Below are 16,414 nucleotides of genomic sequence, written 5' to 3'. Positions count from 1 at the left end.
ACCCTGATGCCCGGCCGACCCTCCGCGAGCCGCCGCACCCTCCTGCGCGGAGTCGCCCTCACCCCCGTCGCCGGGCTCGGCGCCGCCGCCTGCTCACCCGGTGACGCGGGGCCCGCGCGGCCGACCGCCCCCGTCGAACTCGGGGACGAGAAGGAGGTCGCCCCGGGGAGCGCCACGCTGTACCGGGACCACAACGTGGTCGTCAGCCGGGACGGGGACGGCTCCCTGAAGGCCTACAGCACGATCTGCACGCACGCGCGGTGCCCGATCAACAAGCTGAAGGGCACCACCCTGGTCTGCCCCTGTCACGGCAGCGAGTTCGACGCCCGGACCGGCGAAGTGCTCCAGGCCCCGGCCACGGCGCCGCTGAAGGAACTGCCGGTGCGGTCCGAGAACGGCAGGATCGTCGCAGGCCCGGACGCCTGAGCGGACGCGCCGCCACCCGGGGGTCCTCCGGGCGGCCGCCGGGAGCCGGGGCCGGCAGCCGTGCTCCACGGCCTCGCCGGCGCCGCCCACGGCACCGCCGCGGTGTCGGTCCCCGCCAGTAGGGTGTGAGTCATGGCCGACCCCTCCAGCTACCGCCCCAGGCCCGGCGAGATCCCGGACTCCCCCGGGGTGTACAGGTTCCGTGACGAGCACCGCCGGGTGATCTACGTCGGGAAGGCGAAGAGCCTGCGCCAGCGCCTGGCGAACTACTTCCAGGACCTGGCCAACCTCCACCCGCGCACCCGCACCATGGTCACCACGGCCGCGTCCGTGGAGTGGACCGTGGTGTCCACGGAGGTCGAGGCGCTGCAGCTGGAGTACTCCTGGATCAAGGAGTACGACCCCCGGTTCAACGTCAAGTACCGCGACGACAAGAGCTACCCCTACCTCGCGGTGACGATGAACGAGGAGTTCCCGCGCGTGCAGGTGATGCGCGGCCACAAGAAGAAGGGCGTGCGCTACTTCGGGCCGTACGCCCACGCGTGGGCGATCCGCGACACGGTCGACCTGCTGCTGCGCGTCTTCCCGGTGCGCACCTGCTCGGCCGGCGTCTTCAGGAACGCCGCCCGCACCGGCCGCCCCTGCCTGCTCGGCTACATCGGCAAGTGCTCCGCGCCCTGTGTGGAGCGGGTGAGCGCCGAGGAGCACCGCGAGCTCGCCGAGGAGTTCTGCGACTTCATGACCGGCCGCACCGGGACGTACATCCGGCGCCTGGAGCAGCGGATGACCGAGGCCGCCGAGGAGATGGAGTACGAGCGGGCGGCCCGGCTGCGCGACGACATCGGGGCCCTGAAGAAGGCCATGGAGAAGAACGCGGTCGTGCTCGCCGACGCCACCGACGCCGACCTGATCGCCGTCGCGGAGGACGAGCTGGAGGCCGCCGTCCAGATCTTCCACGTGCGCGGCGGACGCGTGCGCGGCCAGCGCGGCTGGGTGACCGACAAGGTGGAGGAGATCACCACCGGCGCCCTGGTCGAGCACGCCCTCCAGCAGCTGTACGGCGAGGAGACCGGCGACGCCGTGCCCAAGGAGGTCCTGGTCCCCGCCCTGCCCGACCCGGTGGAACCGGCGCAGGAGTGGCTCGCCGGGCGCCGCGGGTCCCAGGTCTCCCTGCGCGTTCCGCAGCGCGGCGACAAGAGGGCCCTCATGGAAACCGTGCAGCGCAACGCCCAGCAGGCGCTCGCCCTGCACAAGACCAAGCGCGCCTCCGACCTGACCACGCGCTCGCGCGCCCTGGAGGAGATCGCCGACGCCCTCGGCCTGGACGGCGCGCCCCTGAGGATCGAGTGCTACGACATCTCGCACCTCCAGGGGGACGACGTGGTGGCGTCCATGGTGGTCTTCGAGGACGGGCTGGCCCGCAAGAGCGAGTACCGCCGCTTCCAGATCAAGGGCTTCCGGGGGCAGGACGACGTCCGGTCCATGCACGAGGTGGTCACCCGGCGCTTCCGCCGCTACCTCGCCGAGAAGGAGAGGACGGGGGAGTGGGCGGACGGGGGGGAGGCCGCCGACGGCCCCGTGGACGAGCTCAAGGACGAGGAGGGCCGCCCCCGGCGTTTCGCGTACCCGCCGCAGCTCGTCGTCGTCGACGGCGGCCGGCCCCAGGTGGCCGCCGCCCGGCGGGCCCTGGACGAGCTGGGCATCGACGACATCGCCGTGTGCGGACTGGCCAAGCGCCTGGAGGAGGTCTGGCTGCCCGCCGAGGAGGACCCGGTGGTCCTGCCCCGCACCAGCGAGGGCCTGTACCTGCTCCAGCGCGTCCGCGACGAGGCCCACCGCTTCGCGATCACCTACCAGCGCAGCAAGCGCGCCAAGCGCTTCCGCGCCGGTCCCCTGGACGAGGTGCCAGGCCTGGGCGAGACCCGCAAGCAGGCGCTGATCAAGCACTTCGGTTCGTTGAAGAAGCTGCGGTCCGCGACGATCGACCAGATCTGCGAGGTACCCGGCATAGGCAGGAAGACGGCCGAGACCGTCGCCGCGGCCCTCGTCCGGGCGGCCCCGGCCGCGCCCGCCGTGAACACGGCGACCGGAGAGATCATGGAAGACGAGGACGGGGCACCCGAGGCGACGGCCGGTGCCCCGGGGGAACCCGTGACCGCGGGTGTCCCGGACGAACGACGGGGGCAGGAGAGATGACCGAGCACGACACCCGGTCCGCGGCTCGGCGGAACCGGGCCCACCAGCAGACGGGCGAGGACCCCGCCGGCCGGGCGGACTCCCCCGACCGGCGCCACGAGCAGCACCACGACAACGGAGCACAGGTGAGTACGGGCAAGGAAACAGCCGGGGGCCCCGAGGCGGCCATCCCCGAGCTGGTGATCATCTCCGGCATGTCCGGGGCCGGCCGCTCCACGGCCGCCAAGTGTCTGGAGGACCTGGGCTGGTTCGTCGTCGACAACCTCCCGCCCGCGCTGATCCCCACCATGGTGGAGCTCGGCGCCCGCTCCCAGGGCAACGTCGCCCGGATCGCGGTCGTCGTCGACGTCCGCGGCCGCCGCTTCTTCGACAACCTGCGCGAGTCCCTCGCCGACCTCGACGCCCGCGGTGTCACCCGGCGGATCGTCTTCCTGGAGTCCTCCGACGAGGCCCTGGTCCGCCGCTTCGAGTCGGTGCGCCGCCCGCACCCCCTCCAGGGCGACGGCCGCATCGTCGACGGCATCGCCGCCGAGCGGGAGCTGCTGCGCGAGCTGCGCGGCGACGCCGACCTGGTGATCGACACCTCCAGCCTCAACGTGCACGAGCTGCGCGCCAAGATGGACGCCCAGTTCGCCGGCGAGGAGGAGCCCGAGCTGCGGGCCACCGTGATGTCCTTCGGCTACAAGTACGGCCTGCCCGTCGACGCCGACCTGGTGGTCGACTGCCGCTTCCTGCCCAACCCCCACTGGGTCCCGGAGCTGCGCCCGTACACCGGCCTCAACGAGGAGGTGTCGGGGTACGTCTTCGACCAGCCCGGTGCCAAGGAGTTCCTCGACCGGTACACCGAGCTGCTCCAGCTCGTTGCCACGGGCTACCGTCGTGAGGGCAAGCGCTACGTGACCATCGCCGTCGGTTGCACCGGCGGCAAGCACCGCTCCGTCGCCATGTCCGAGAAGCTCGCCGCGCGGCTCGCCGCCGAGGGTGTGGAGACGGTGGTCGTACACCGGGACATGGGACGGGAATGACAGGACGTACTCCGCGGCTGAGCAGGCTGCGCCGGGTGGTGCCCGAGGGACGGGGAGGACGCGGGGGCCGCTTCGCGGAGTCCCGTGGCGGCAAGCCGCGCCGCCGGGGCACCCAGCCCAAGGTCGTCGCCCTCGGCGGCGGCATGGGCCTGTCCGCCTCGCTCGCCGCGCTGCGCCGGATCACCGGCGACCTCACCGCCGTCGTCACCGTGGCCGACGACGGCGGTTCCAGCGGGCGCCTGCGCGACGAGCTGGGCGTGCTGCCCCCCGGCGACCTGCGCAAGGCGCTGGCCGCGCTGTGCGGTGACGACGACTGGGGCCAGACCTGGGCCCGCGTCATCCAGCACCGCTTCCAGTCCAAGGGGGAGATGCACGGCCACGCGGTGGGCAACCTGCTGATCGTCGCCCTGTGGGAGCAGCTCGGCGACCACGTCCAGGCCCTGGACCTGGTCGGCAAGCTGCTCGGCGCGCAGGGCCGCGTGCTGCCCATGTCCGCCGTGCCGCTGGAGCTCCAGGCCCTCGTCAAGGGCCACGACCCGGACCGGCCGGAGGAGGTGGACACCGTGCGGGGGCAGGCGACCGTCGCCCTGACCCCGGGCGAGGTGCAGTCCGTGCACCTAGTGCCGCACGACCCGCCCGCCGTCCCGGAGGCCGTCGACGCCGTCCTCGACGCGGACTGGGTCGTCCTCGGCCCCGGCTCCTGGTTCTCCTCCGTCATCCCGCACCTGCTGGTGCCCGAGCTGCTGGACGCGCTCGTGCAGACCAAGGCGCGCCGGGTGCTCTCCTTGAACCTCGTCCCGCAGCCCGGGGAGACCGAGGGTTTTTCCCCGCAGCGTCATTTGGAGGTTTTGGGACGACACGCCCCTAAACTCGCCCTGGACGTGGTGCTGGCCGACGAGGCCGCCGTGCCCGACCGCGACCTGCTGACCGACGCCGCCAAGCGTTTCGGCGCCGCGGTGGAGCTGGCGCCGGTGGCCCGGACCGACGGGACCCCACGGCACGACCCCGAGCTGCTGGCCGCCGCGTACGACCGTATTTTTCGGATGCATGGAAGGATCGGCCCATGGCGATGACGGCAGCGGTGAAGGACGAGATCTCCCGGCTCCCCGTCACCCGGACCTGCTGCAGAAAGGCGGAGGTATCCGCCGTTCTGCGGTTCGCCGGCGGCCTCCATCTGGTCAGCGGGCGCATCGTGATCGAGGCGGAGCTGGACACCGCGATGGCGGCCCGCCGCCTCAAGCGGGACATCCTGGAGATCTTCGGCCACGCCTCCGAGCTGATCGTGATGGCACCGGGCGGACTGCGCCGCGGCTCGCGCTACGTGGTGCGGGTCGTCGCGGGCGGCGACCAGCTGGCCCGCCAGACCGGCCTGGTGGACGGCCGGGGCCGCCCCATCCGCGGGCTGCCCCCGCAGGTGGTCTCGGGGGCCACCTGCGACGCCGAGGCGGCCTGGCGCGGGGCGTTCCTGGCGCACGGCTCGCTCACCGAGCCGGGCCGCTCCTCCTCCCTGGAGGTGACCTGCCCCGGCCCCGAGGCCGCGCTCGCCCTGGTCGGCGCCGCCCGCCGCCTGTCGATCGCCGCCAAGGCCCGCGAGGTGCGCGGCGTGGACCGGGTCGTCGTCCGTGACGGCGACGCGATCGGCGCCCTGCTCACCCGGCTCGGCGCCCACGAGTCCGTGCTGGCCTGGGAGGAGCGCCGGATGCGCCGCGAGGTCCGCGCCACGGCCAACCGGCTGGCCAACTTCGACGACGCCAACCTGCGCCGCTCCGCCCGCGCGGCGGTCGCCGCCGGCGCCCGGGTCCAGCGCGCGCTGGAGATCCTCGGCGACGACGTCCCCGAGCACCTCGCCGCCGCAGGGCGCCTGCGCATGGAGCACAAGCAGGCATCCCTGGAGGAGCTGGGCGCGCTCGCCGACCCGCCGCTGACCAAGGACGCCGTCGCCGGCCGCATCCGCCGCCTGCTGGCCATGGCGGACAAGCGCGCCGCAGACCTCGGCATCCCCGGTACGGAGGCCAACCTCACCGAGGAACTGGCCGACAACCTCGCCGGCTGACCACCGCGCCCCACCGCCGGTGCCGACCGCCACACGGGTGGTCGGCACCGGCTTTCCCGTGTCGTCGACGCGCCCTTGACTCGATCATGGAGTGTCATGAGCCTGGCAACCTGTTCGCTGCCGTGGCGAACCACCGTGAGGGGGGTTCATGAGACACAGAGCGAGATCGATCCTCGCCGTCGGCGCGCTGCTGCTCGGCGGAGCGGGCCTCGCGCCCGCCGCCCAGGCCCGGCCCGCCGGCTCCGCGGGCCCGGACGCGGAAGAGGTGAAGGTCTTCCGCGCCGACGTCACCAGGAAGCAGGTACCCCTGCTGCTGGCGGCCGGCCAGGACGGTCACGAACTCGGCGGGCAGGTACCCGACCGGGGTACCGGCACCGTCGAGCTCCACCTCACCGACCGGCAGGCGGGGAAGCTGGAGAGACAGGGCGTCGACCTCACCGAGCACACCCTGAACAGCCGCGCCGAGGCGCGCGTCGAGGACGCCGCCGAGGGCGTGTTCCGGCCGTACGGCGGCAAGGGCGGCTTGAAAGAGGAGATCCTCCGCACCGCCCGGGACAACCCCGGCCTCACCAAGGTCGTGTCCATCGGCAGGACCGTCCGGGGCCAGGACATCCTCGCCCTGAAACTCACCAAGGGCGCGAAGAGGTCCGAGGACGGCTCCAAGCCCGCCGTGCTGTACCTGTCCAACCAGCACGCGCGCGAGTGGATCACGCCGGAGATGACAAGGCGGCTCCTCCACCACTACCTCGACCGCTACGAGACGGACCGGCGCATCAAGAGGATCGTCGACACCACCGAGCTGTGGTTCGTCCTGTCGGCCAACCCCGACGGCTACGACTACACCTTCCAGGGCGACGACACCCGCCTGTGGCGCAAGAACCTGCGGGACGTCAACGGCGACGGCGCCATCACCGCCGGCGACGGCGTCGACCTCAACCGCAACTTCGCCTACAAGTGGGGCTACGACGACGAGGGTTCGTCGCCCGACCCCACCAGCCAGACCTACCGCGGCGCCGGACCCAACTCCGAGCCCGAGACCCAGGCGCTGGACGCCCTCCAGAAGCGGATCGGCTTCCAGTACGGCATCAACTACCACTCCGCCGCCGAACTCCTCCTCTACGGCGTCGGCTGGCAGGTCGCCACCCGCACCCCCGACGACGTGCTCTACGAGGCCCTCGCCGGCACCCCGGGGAACTCGGCGATCCCCGGCTACCGCCCGCAGCTCTCCTCCGAGCTGTACACCACCAACGGCGAGGCGGACGGCCACGCGGCCAACGTCAACGGCATGGCGATGTTCACCCCCGAGATGTCGACCTGCCAGAGCGTCTCCGACGCCGATCCGAACGACGAGTGGAACGCGGCCGACTGCCGCTCCATCTTCACCTTCCCGGACGACGAGCGGCTGATCCAGCAGGAATTCGAGAAGAACGTCCCCTTCGCGCTCTCCGTCGCCGAGTCCGCCGCCCACCCCGACCGGCCCGCCTCCGCCGTCGGTCTGGAGACCGCCGACTTCACCCCGGCGGCGTTCCCCACCTCGTACGCGGGCGGCGGCGACCAGGAGGTCTCCGTCGTCGCCCGCAAGTCGCTGCGGGACAAGGAGCTCAAGTACCGCGTCGACGGGGGCCGTACGCACGACATGGCACTCAGGCCCTGGAAGGGCGGCGAGCGCTACGGCGGCGAGGACAACCTCCACTTCGACGAGTACCGGGCGAAGGTGAAGGACGGCGAGCCGGGCGACAAGGTCGAGGTGTGGTTCACCGGCGAGACCCGAAGCGGAAGGAAGGTCTCCAGCGAGCACTTCACCTATACGGTCGCCCAGCGGCCGCGCGCCGACGTCCTCGTCGTCGCCGAGGAGGGCATGGCCGCCACGCAGACCCGGACCTACGTCGACGCGTTGAGGGCCGCCGGCCACCGGGCCGCCGTCTGGGACGTCGCCACCCAGGGCGCGCCCGACGCGCTCGGCGTCCTGAGCCACTTCGAGACCGTCGTCCACCACACCGGCGCGGGCGTGCCCGGCATCGCCACCCAGCTCCGGCTCCGGGCCTACCTCAACGAGGGCGGCAAGCTGATCGAGGCGGGCGAGCAGGCCGGCGGCAGCGTCGACCTCGGCGACGGCACCCTGTCCGACGACTTCAGCCAGTACTACCTCGGCGCCTACACCCGCACCTCCACCCCCGCGGCGACCGGGTTCACCGGCTCCGGCGGGCTCGACGGCCTCACCGCCCCGCTCGCCGACGCGCCCGGCAACCCGCTGGACCGGGCGGGCACCTACAGCGTCACCTCCGAGGAGTTGCCCGTCGCCTCCTTCCCCCAGTTCGCGAGCGCGGGCGCGGGACGGTTCGCCGGGACGGCCGCCCCCTACGGGCCGTACGCGGGCGCGTACATGGCCGCCGCCGTCCACACCGACAACGCCTACAAGCGGCTCACCCGCACCATCGACCTCACCGGCGTGGGCGCGGCCGACGGGCCGGCGCTGCGCACCCGGCTGCTGTGGGACACCGAGAGCGGCTACGACCACGTCCTGGCCGAGGCCCGCACCGCCGGGGCCGACGACTGGACCACGCTCCCCGAGGCGGGCGGCGCGACCGGCACCGCCGTGCCGGCGGAGTGCGCGGCCGGGTACTACGTCGGGGCGCACCCCTGGCTGGAGCGGTACCTGACCGTGGCCGACGGCGGCTGCACGGCGCGGGGCACCAGCGGGGCGTGGCACAGCCTCACCGGCTCCTCCGGCGGCTGGCGGCAGGTCGAGTTCGATCTGAGCGCATACGCCGGGCAGAAGGTGGAACTCTCCCTGAGCTACGTCACCGACTCCGGCACCGGCGGACGCGGCGTCCTGGCCGACGAGGCCTCCCTGGTCGTGGGTGGCACCGCGACCGAGACGGAGGGCTTCGAGACGTCACTGGGCGCCTGGCGGACCGCCGGGCCGCCCCCGGGCAGCCCGACTGCCCTGAAGGACTGGGCCCGCACCGGGACGCTCTTCCGGACCTACGGAGCGGTCACCACGCGGGACACCGTGCTGCTGGGCTTCGGCCTGGAGCACCTGCCCTCGGCGGCCGACCGGGCGGCCCTGCTGCGCAAGGCGTTCACGGCGCTGGAGGGATGACCCGCCGGGTCGCCGTGCGGTGACTTCGTGTAGTCACCACAGGTGATCCGTTGTTCCTGTCCGGGCGGTCCGTACCCTACCGGTGGGTACGGACCGCCATGCCGTGTATGGGGCATCTCGATGTCACCCCCGAGGCGCGGGAGAGGTAGGGTCGGGGGTGGTCGGGGACATCCCAATACAGCTCGCCGGCACATCGAGAGCCGGCTACCAACGAGGAGATCGGTTCGTGACGATCCGCGTAGGCATCAACGGCTTTGGCCGCATCGGTCGTAACTACTTCCGCGCGCTGCTGGAGCAGGGTGCAGACATCGAGATCGTGGCTGTCAACGACCTGGGTGACACCGCGACCACCGCTCACCTGCTGAAGTACGACACCATCCTCGGCCGCCTCAAGCAGGAGGTCTCGCACACCGAGGACACCATCACCGTCGGCGACAAGACCATCAAGGTCCTCTCCGAGCGCAACCCCGCCGACATCCCGTGGGGCGAGCTGGGCGTCGACGTCGTGATCGAGTCGACCGGCATCTTCACCAAGAAGGAAGACGCCGAGAAGCACATCGCCGGCGGTGCCAAGAAGGTCATCATCTCCGCCCCGGCGAAGAACGAGGACGTCACCATCGTGATGGGCGTCAACCAGGACCAGTACGACCCGGCGAACCACCACGTCATCTCCAACGCCTCCTGCACCACCAACTGCGTGGCGCCGATGGCGAAGGTGCTCGACGAGAACTTCGGCATCGTCAAGGGCCTGATGACGACGGTCCACGCGTACACCAACGACCAGCGCATCCTGGACTTCCCGCACAAGGACCTGCGCCGCGCCCGCGCCGCCGCCGAGAACATCATCCCGACCACCACGGGCGCCGCCAAGGCCACCGCCCTGGTCCTGCCGCAGCTCAAGGGCAAGCTGGACGGCATGGCCATGCGCGTCCCGGTCCCGACCGGTTCGGTCACCGACCTGGTCGTCGAGCTCTCCCGCGAGGTCACCAAGGAAGAGGTCAACGCCGCCTTCCAGAAGGCCGCCGAGGGCGAACTGAAGGGCATCCTCGAGTACACCGAGGACGCGATCGTCTCCTCCGACATCGTCAACGCCCCGGCGTCCTGCACCTTCGACTCCTCCCTGACCATGGTCCAGGAGGGCAAGAACGTGAAGGTCATCGGCTGGTACGACAACGAGTGGGGCTACTCCAACCGCCTCGTCGACCTGACGGTCTTCGTCGGCAACCAGCTCTGACCGGCAGAGCAGGCAGCTTGAGGTGAGCACCAGGGCCCGGGCGGCGCGTCGCGCGCCGTCCGGGCCCTGACTCGCGTACAGATCAGCCCCCTCCTCCGGGTGCCGGGCGACCACTGAGAGATCATGGAGCGGTCGCCGAGCGCACCGAGCGATCACCAGCCCTCCCCAGGAGCCCCTGCATGAAGACGATCGACGAACTCCTCTCCGAAGGCGTCGCGGGCAAGCGGGTCTTCGTCCGCGCCGACCTCAACGTGCCGCTGGACGGCACCGCCATCACCGACGACGGCCGCATCCGCGCCGTGCTGCCCACCGTCAAGGCCCTGGCCGGGGCGGGCGCACGCGTCGTCGTCGCCTCCCACCTCGGCCGCCCCAAGGGCGCCCCCGACCCGGCCTTCTCCCTGGCCCCGGCCGCCAAGCGCCTGGGTGAACTCCTGGGCGCCGAGGTCCGCTTCGCCGAGGACACGGTCGGCGCCTCCGCCGAGTCCACGGTGGCCGCCCTCGCCGACGGCCAGGTCGCCGTCCTGGAGAACCTGCGCTTCAACGCCGGTGAGACCAGCAAGGACGATGCCGAGCGCGCCGCCTTCGCCGACAAGCTGGCCGGCCTCGCCGACGTCTACGTCGGCGACGGCTTCGGCGCCGTGCACCGGGGGCACGCCTCGGTCCTCGACCTGCCCAAGCGCCTGCCGCACTACGCCGGGTACCTCATCGCCACCGAGGTCGGCGTCCTGAAGAAGCTCACCGAGGACGTCCAGCGGCCCTACGTCGTCGCCCTCGGCGGCGCCAAGGTCTCCGACAAGCTCGCCGTCATCGACCAGCTGCTCGGCAAGGCCGACCGGCTGCTCATCGGCGGAGGCATGGCCTACACCTTCCTCAAGGCCAAGGGCCACGAGGTCGGGATCTCCCTCCTGCAGGAGGACCAGATCCCGGTCGTCACCGAGTACATGGAGCGGGCCGAGAAGAACGGCGTCGAGCTGGTCCTGCCTGTCGACGTGCTCGTCTCCGCCGAGTTCCCGGACCTGAAGACCAAGGCCCCGGCGAACCCCACCACCGTCGCCGTGGACGCCATCCCGGCCGACCAGGAGGGTCTGGACATCGGTCCCGAGACCCGCAAGCTGTACGCCTCGAAGCTCGCCGACGCGGCCACCGTCTTCTGGAACGGCCCCATGGGCGTCTTCGAGCACCCCGATTACGCCGAGGGCACCAAGGCGGTCGCCCAGGCCCTCACCGAGTCCCAGGGCTTCACCGTGGTCGGCGGCGGCGACTCCGCCGCGGCCGTGCGCACCCTGGGCTTCGACGAGAAGGCATTCGGCCACATCTCGACCGGAGGCGGCGCCTCCCTCGAATACCTCGAGGGCAAGACGCTCCCCGGCCTCGCCGCACTGGAGGACTGACCCTCGATGACTGTTTCCGCCCAAGGACGCACGCCGCTCATGGCGGGCAACTGGAAGATGAACCTCAACCACCTGGAGGCCATCGCCCACGTCCAGAAGCTCGCCTTCGCCCTGGCCGACAAGGACCACGAGGCCGTCGAGGTCGCCGTCCTGCCGCCCTTCACCGACCTGCGCTCCGTGCAGACCCTGGTCGACGGGGACAAGCTGAGGATCAAGTACGGCGCCCAGGACATCTCCGCCCACGACGGCGGCGCCTACACCGGCGAGATCTCCGGCCCGATGCTGGCCAAGCTGAAGTGCACCTACGTCGCCGTCGGCCACTCCGAGCGGCGGCAGTACCACGGTGAGACCGACGAACTGGTCAACGCCAAGGTCAAGGCGGCCTACAAGCACGGCCTGATCCCGATCCTGTGCGTCGGCGAGGAGCTGGAGGTCCGCGAGGCGGGCAACCACGTCGCCCACACCCTCGCCCAGGTGGAGGGCGGTCTGAAGGACCTCCCGGCCGAGCAGGCCGAGACGATCGTGATCGCTTACGAGCCCGTGTGGGCCATCGGCACCGGCAAGGTCTGCGGCGCCGAGGACGCCCAGGAGGTCTGCGCCGCCATCCGCGGCAAGATCGCCGAGCTGTACTCCCAGGAGGTGGCCGAAAAGGTCCGCATCCAGTACGGCGGCTCGGTCAAGTCCGGCAACGTCGCGGAGATCATGGCGCAGGCCGACATCGACGGCGCCCTGGTCGGCGGCGCCTCGCTGGACGCGGACGAGTTCGTCAAGATCGTGCGCTTCCGCGACCAGTGAGTGGGCGCTGACGGGGATCCGTCGTACCCTTGCGGGGACATGGTGGCCTGCCACCATGTCCCCGTCGTCCATCGGAATCCGAGGAAGTTGGTCCAGCCGTGGTTTTGGGGTTCTCGATCGCCCTGATCGTCTTCAGCCTGCTGCTGATTCTGCTGGTGCTGATGCACAAGGGGAAGGGCGGCGGCCTCTCCGACATGTTCGGTGGCGGCATGCAGTCGTCCGTCGGCGGCTCCTCGGTCGCCGAGCGCAACCTCGACCGGATCACCGTGGTGGTCGGTCTGCTGTGGTTCGGCTGCATCATGGTGCTCGGCCTGGTGATGAAGGGGAACAGCTGAACGGCACCGCGCCCGCGGCACGCACATTCCCCACGTAAGGCCCCATGTACGGGTACGCGCCTCCCGGCGCGGCCTATCATGGGGCTTGCGTCTGTGGGCGGGGGGCCTGTAACTCCCATCACTGGACGCGCGTTGAGCCTTACGTAGACTGAGGCGCTCGCGGCGAAGCGGAACGCCGACTCGCTTCGCGGCACCATCACGCAGGGAGTTACGACCGTGGCAAGTGGCAACGCGATTCGAGGAAGCCGGGTCGGGGCGGGGCCGATGGGCGAGGCCGAGCGCGGCGAGTCCGCGCCGCGTCTGCGCATCTCCTTCTGGTGTTCCAACGGGCACGAGACGCAGCCGAGTTTCGCCAGCGACGCACAGGTCCCCGAAACCTGGGACTGCCCCCGCTGCGGCTTCCCGGCCGGGCAGGACCGGGACAACCCGCCGGACCCGCCCCGCACCGAGCCCTACAAGACGCACCTGGCGTACGTGCGCGAGCGGCGCAGCGACGCGGACGGCGAGGCGATCCTCGCCGAGGCGCTCGCCAAACTGCGGGGCGAGATCTAGGAGTCGGGTCCGGCCGGGCAACTGCGACAGTTGCCCGGCCGGAGCTCTTTTCGCCGGCTCCCTCCGCCGGCTCCTTTCGCCCCGGCACCGTCCGGCCGCGGACCGGTTGTCGGTGGTGCCCCGTACGGTTCGTGCATCGGCGGATCGTGAGGGGGAGCGGTGACGGTGGTCGAGGCGGCGGGTACCGGTGTCCCCGCGTGGCGCGGGGGGTTCGGGCGGCTGTGGAGCGCCGCGGTGCTGTCCGCCTTCGGTGACGCGCTGCGGACGGCCGCGCTGCCCCTGCTCGCCGTCTCGCTGACGGACGATCCGCTGCTCGTCACGGCCGTCACCGCCTGCGGGTACCTCCCGTGGCTTCTGTTCGGTCTGCTCGGCGGGGTCGTGGCCGACCGTGTGGACGGACGGCGCGCGATGTGGACCGTGGACGTGGTGCGCGGCCTGCTGGTCGCCGGTTTCGCGATGGCCGTCGCCCTGGGACACGCCTCGATCGCCCTGATCATCGCCCTGTCCTTCGTCCTCACCACCCTGCAGACGCTCTTCGACAACGCGGCGACGGCCCTGCTGCCCTCCCTGGTGGGCCGTGAGGCGCTCGGCAGCGCCAACGCACGCCTGATGACCGGTCAGCGTGTCGCCGGCGGACTGCTCGGCGGGCCCGCGGTGGCACTGCTGCTGACCGCGGGCGCCGCCCTTCCCTTCGCGGCCGACGCCGTCACCTTCCTGGCGGCCGCCGCGCTGGTGGCCTCGCTGCGGACCGCCCCGCCCGAACGGGCGGCGCGGCCCGCGGGCAGCACCCTGCGCCGTGAGATCGCGGAGGGGCTGCGCACCCTGGCGAACGACCGTGTCCTGCGCGGGCTGTGTGCCGCCACCGCCCTGTGCAATGTCGGCATGGGGGCCCTCGTCGCCACCCTGGTGCTCCTGGTGACCCACTGGCTGGACGCCGGCACCGCCGGATACGCGGCGGCGACGACCGCGTACACCGTCGGCGGCCTGGGCGCGGGTCTCGTCGGCAACCGGTTCACCGCGCGGACCGGACGCGGGCGTGGGGTGCTGGTCGCGGGGGCGGTGCAGACCGGCGCGCTGGCCGTCATGGGGACGGTGCACAGCCTGGCCGCGCTGATGGCGGCCCTCGCCGTCTTCGGGTTCATGGGCATGGTGTGGAACGTCGCCACCACCACGCTGATGCAGGAGCACAGTCCCGCCGGGACGCTCGGCCGGGTCTCCTCGGCGTTCCGGACGCTCGCGGTCGCCGGGACGCCGGTGGGCGCGCTGCTCGGCGGAGCCGTCGCCGGTGCCTGGGGGCCGAACACCCCGGCGTTGCTCGCCGCCGCCTTCTTCGTCCTGTCCGTCATCGCGCTGATACCCGCGGCCGAGCCGGCCGCGGGCGTCGTCGCGCCCGACGACGGCACGACGACAGGTCGGACACACCGCTGATCAATTAGGTTGGAACCGGCAGCGGGCAGGTACCCGGCAGCCCGGACAGGCAAGGAAGAAGGCGGAAGTCCGAATGAACGCAGACGGCCGTACCAGGCTCAACCAGACCCCCGAATGGACCGCGCTGGCCGAGCACCGCGAGGAGCTCGGCGAGACGCATCTGCGCGAGTTGTTCGCCGCGGATCCCTCCCGTGCGGAGCGGTATGTGGTGCGCGTCGGTGACCTGCGGATCGACTACTCCAAGCACCTGGTCACCGACGAGACCCTCGCCCTGCTCCAGGAGCTGGCCGCCGCCACGGGCGTGTTCGGGCTGCGGGACGCGATGTTCCGCGGCGAGAAGATCAACACGACCGAGCGGCGGGCGGTGCTGCACACCGCGCTGCGCGCGCCGCGGGAGGCGGTGATCGAGGTCGACGGCGAGAACGTCGTCCCCGCCGTCCACGCCGTGCTGGACAAGATGGCCGACTTCGCCGAGCGGGTCCGCTCGGGCGAGTGGACCGGTCACACCGGCAAGCGCATCCGCAACGTCGTCAACATCGGCATCGGCGGCTCCGACCTGGGCCCGGCGATGGCCTACGAGGCGCTGCGCGCCTACACCGACCGCTCCTTGACGGTCCGCTTCGTGTCCAACGTGGACGGGGCCGACCTGCACGAGGCGCTGCGGGACCTGGACCCGGCGGAGACGCTGTTCGTCATCGCCTCCAAGACCTTCACCACCATCGAGACGATCACCAACGCCACCTCGGCGCGCGCCTGGCTGCTGGCCGGGCTGGACGGTGACGACAAGGCGGTGGCCAAGCACTTCGTGGCGCTGTCGACGAACGCGCAGAAGGTCGCCGGGTTCGGCATCGACACGGCCAACATGTTCGAGTTCTGGGACTGGGTCGGCGGCCGGTACTCCTACGACTCGGCGATCGGCCTGTCGCTGATGATCGCCATCGGCCCGGACCGCTTCCGCGAGATGCTCGACGGCTTCCGCATCGTCGACGAGCACTTCCGCACCGCCCCGGCCGAGGCCAACGCCCCGCTGATCCTGGGCCTGCTGGGGATCTGGTACGGCAACTTCTTCGGCGCCCAGTCGCACGCGGTGCTGCCGTACTCGCACTACCTGTCCAAGTTCACCGCCTACCTGCAGCAGCTGGACATGGAGTCCAACGGCAAGTCGGTCGACCGCGACGGCCGCCCCGTGCAGTGGCAGACCGGTCCGGTGGTGTGGGGCACGCCCGGCACCAACGGGCAGCACGCCTACTACCAGCTCATCCACCAGGGCACCAAGCTGATCCCGGCCGACTTCATCGGCTTCGCCCGGCCGGTGGCCGGGCTGAGCCGGGAGCTCGCCGCCCAGCACGACCTGCTGATGGCCAACTTCTTCGCCCAGACCCAGGCGCTCGCCTTCGGCAAGAGCGCCCAGGAGGTGCGCGCGGAGGGCGTGCCCGAGGAGCAGGTGGCGCACCGCACGTTCAAGGGCGACCACCCGACCACGACGATCCTGGCCGCGGAACTGACCCCCTCGGTCCTGGGCCAGCTCGTCGCCCTCTACGAGCACAAGGTGTTCGTCCAGGGCGCGATCTGGAACATCGACTCCTTCGACCAGTGGGGCGTCGAACTCGGCAAGGTCCTCGCCAAGCGGGTCGAACCCGCCCTCACCGAAGGCACCGACGTACCCGGCCTCGACCCGTCCACCGCCGCCCTCGTCGCGGCCTACCGGGAGCTGCGCGGCCGGCAGTGACGGGGGCCGACGGGCCGAGCGCGTCCGCGCTCCGCCCGACGCCGTCCTGTGCCTCGGACCCGGCCACCGGCACCTGCCGAGGACGCGGGAGGGAACGGGCACCGGCAGCCCCCGCCGCGCGGAGCACCACGACCGGTGGCACCGTGC

The 16,414-nt window shown here is 71.8% G+C and carries 13 protein-coding genes; all 13 read left to right on the top strand.

All coding sequences use genetic code 11. The annotated features are described in order from the left end of the window. Window positions 1–6 precede the first annotated feature (6 nt). Window positions 7–426: a Rieske 2Fe-2S domain-containing protein gene (locus ACSU6Z_RS06430; protein ID WP_437043712.1), complete on the top strand. Its 420-nt coding sequence runs from the start codon at window positions 7–9 to the stop codon at window positions 424–426. Window positions 427–558: 132 nt separating this feature from the next. Next, on the top strand, window positions 559–2,622 hold the full coding sequence (gene uvrC / locus ACSU6Z_RS06425) for an excinuclease ABC subunit UvrC (protein ID WP_437043710.1): 2,064 nt from the start codon (window positions 559–561) through the stop codon (window positions 2,620–2,622). After that, on the top strand, window positions 2,619–3,647 hold the full coding sequence (gene rapZ, locus ACSU6Z_RS06420) for an RNase adapter RapZ (RefSeq protein ID WP_437043708.1): 1,029 nt from the start codon (window positions 2,619–2,621) through the stop codon (window positions 3,645–3,647). Before uvrC ends, rapZ begins: the two co-directional genes overlap by 4 nt. Next, window positions 3,644–4,720, top strand: a complete 1,077-nt coding sequence (locus tag ACSU6Z_RS06415) for a gluconeogenesis factor YvcK family protein (RefSeq protein ID WP_437043706.1) — start codon at window positions 3,644–3,646, stop codon at window positions 4,718–4,720. The genes rapZ and ACSU6Z_RS06415 overlap by 4 nt, the downstream gene beginning before the upstream one ends. After that, complete coding sequence (gene whiA / locus ACSU6Z_RS06410) at window positions 4,711–5,700, top strand: DNA-binding protein WhiA (RefSeq protein ID WP_437043704.1); 990 nt, start codon at window positions 4,711–4,713, stop codon at window positions 5,698–5,700. Before ACSU6Z_RS06415 ends, whiA begins: the two co-directional genes overlap by 10 nt. 148 nt (window positions 5,701–5,848) lie before the next feature. Next, window positions 5,849–8,803, top strand: a complete 2,955-nt coding sequence (locus tag ACSU6Z_RS06405; protein WP_437043703.1) for a M14 family zinc carboxypeptidase — start codon at window positions 5,849–5,851, stop codon at window positions 8,801–8,803. A gap of 226 nt (window positions 8,804–9,029) precedes the next feature. Further along, on the top strand, window positions 9,030–10,037 hold the full coding sequence (gene gap / locus ACSU6Z_RS06400) for a type I glyceraldehyde-3-phosphate dehydrogenase (RefSeq protein WP_437043701.1): 1,008 nt from the start codon (window positions 9,030–9,032) through the stop codon (window positions 10,035–10,037). 179 nt (window positions 10,038–10,216) lie between these two features. After that, a complete protein-coding gene (locus ACSU6Z_RS06395; protein WP_437043699.1) occupies window positions 10,217–11,428 on the top strand; it encodes a phosphoglycerate kinase in 1,212 nt (403 codons plus the stop codon). 6 nt (window positions 11,429–11,434) lie between these two features. Beyond that, the gene (gene tpiA / locus ACSU6Z_RS06390) at window positions 11,435–12,223 is read left to right on the top strand and encodes a triose-phosphate isomerase (RefSeq protein WP_437043697.1); all 789 of its coding nucleotides are present in this window, start codon (window positions 11,435–11,437) and stop codon (window positions 12,221–12,223) included. Between the two features lie 98 nt (window positions 12,224–12,321). Beyond that, on the top strand, window positions 12,322–12,558 hold the full coding sequence (gene secG / locus ACSU6Z_RS06385; RefSeq protein WP_437043694.1) for a preprotein translocase subunit SecG: 237 nt from the start codon (window positions 12,322–12,324) through the stop codon (window positions 12,556–12,558). A gap of 216 nt (window positions 12,559–12,774) precedes the next feature. Further along, entirely contained in the window at window positions 12,775–13,110 is a 336-nt protein-coding gene (locus ACSU6Z_RS06380) for an RNA polymerase-binding protein RbpA (protein WP_003976875.1), read from the top strand. Between the two features lie 159 nt (window positions 13,111–13,269). Continuing rightward, window positions 13,270–14,538: an MFS transporter gene (locus ACSU6Z_RS06375; protein WP_437043692.1), complete on the top strand. Its 1,269-nt coding sequence runs from the start codon at window positions 13,270–13,272 to the stop codon at window positions 14,536–14,538. Window positions 14,539–14,611: 73 nt separating this feature from the next. Continuing rightward, the gene (gene pgi / locus ACSU6Z_RS06370) at window positions 14,612–16,267 is read left to right on the top strand and encodes a glucose-6-phosphate isomerase (protein ID WP_437043691.1); all 1,656 of its coding nucleotides are present in this window, start codon (window positions 14,612–14,614) and stop codon (window positions 16,265–16,267) included. The last annotated feature ends 147 nt before the right edge of the window (window positions 16,268–16,414 follow it).

This window comes from Streptomyces sp. enrichment culture (assembly GCF_964273145.1).
Lineage (GTDB): Bacteria > Actinomycetota > Actinomycetes > Streptomycetales > Streptomycetaceae > Streptomyces.
The sequence above is the reverse complement of the archived record's forward strand: the minus strand, read 5'-3'. Positions and strand labels throughout refer to the sequence as shown.

What these genes read in the sequence shown, in the direction of transcription:
- ACSU6Z_RS06430 (WP_437043712.1), top strand. Translation starts at nt 7, where the DNA reads ATGCCCGGCCGACCCTCCGCGAGCCGCCGCACCCTCCTGCGCGGAGTC.
- uvrC (WP_437043710.1), top strand. Translation starts at nt 559, where the DNA reads ATGGCCGACCCCTCCAGCTACCGCCCCAGGCCCGGCGAGATCCCGGAC.
- rapZ (WP_437043708.1), top strand. Translation starts at nt 2,619, where the DNA reads ATGACCGAGCACGACACCCGGTCCGCGGCTCGGCGGAACCGGGCCCAC.
- ACSU6Z_RS06415 (WP_437043706.1), top strand. Translation starts at nt 3,644, where the DNA reads ATGACAGGACGTACTCCGCGGCTGAGCAGGCTGCGCCGGGTGGTGCCC.
- whiA (WP_437043704.1), top strand. Translation starts at nt 4,711, where the DNA reads ATGGCGATGACGGCAGCGGTGAAGGACGAGATCTCCCGGCTCCCCGTC.
- ACSU6Z_RS06405 (WP_437043703.1), top strand. Translation starts at nt 5,849, where the DNA reads ATGAGACACAGAGCGAGATCGATCCTCGCCGTCGGCGCGCTGCTGCTC.
- ACSU6Z_RS06395 (WP_437043699.1), top strand. Translation starts at nt 10,217, where the DNA reads ATGAAGACGATCGACGAACTCCTCTCCGAAGGCGTCGCGGGCAAGCGG.
- tpiA (WP_437043697.1), top strand. Translation starts at nt 11,435, where the DNA reads ATGACTGTTTCCGCCCAAGGACGCACGCCGCTCATGGCGGGCAACTGG.
- pgi (WP_437043691.1), top strand. Translation starts at nt 14,612, where the DNA reads ATGAACGCAGACGGCCGTACCAGGCTCAACCAGACCCCCGAATGGACC.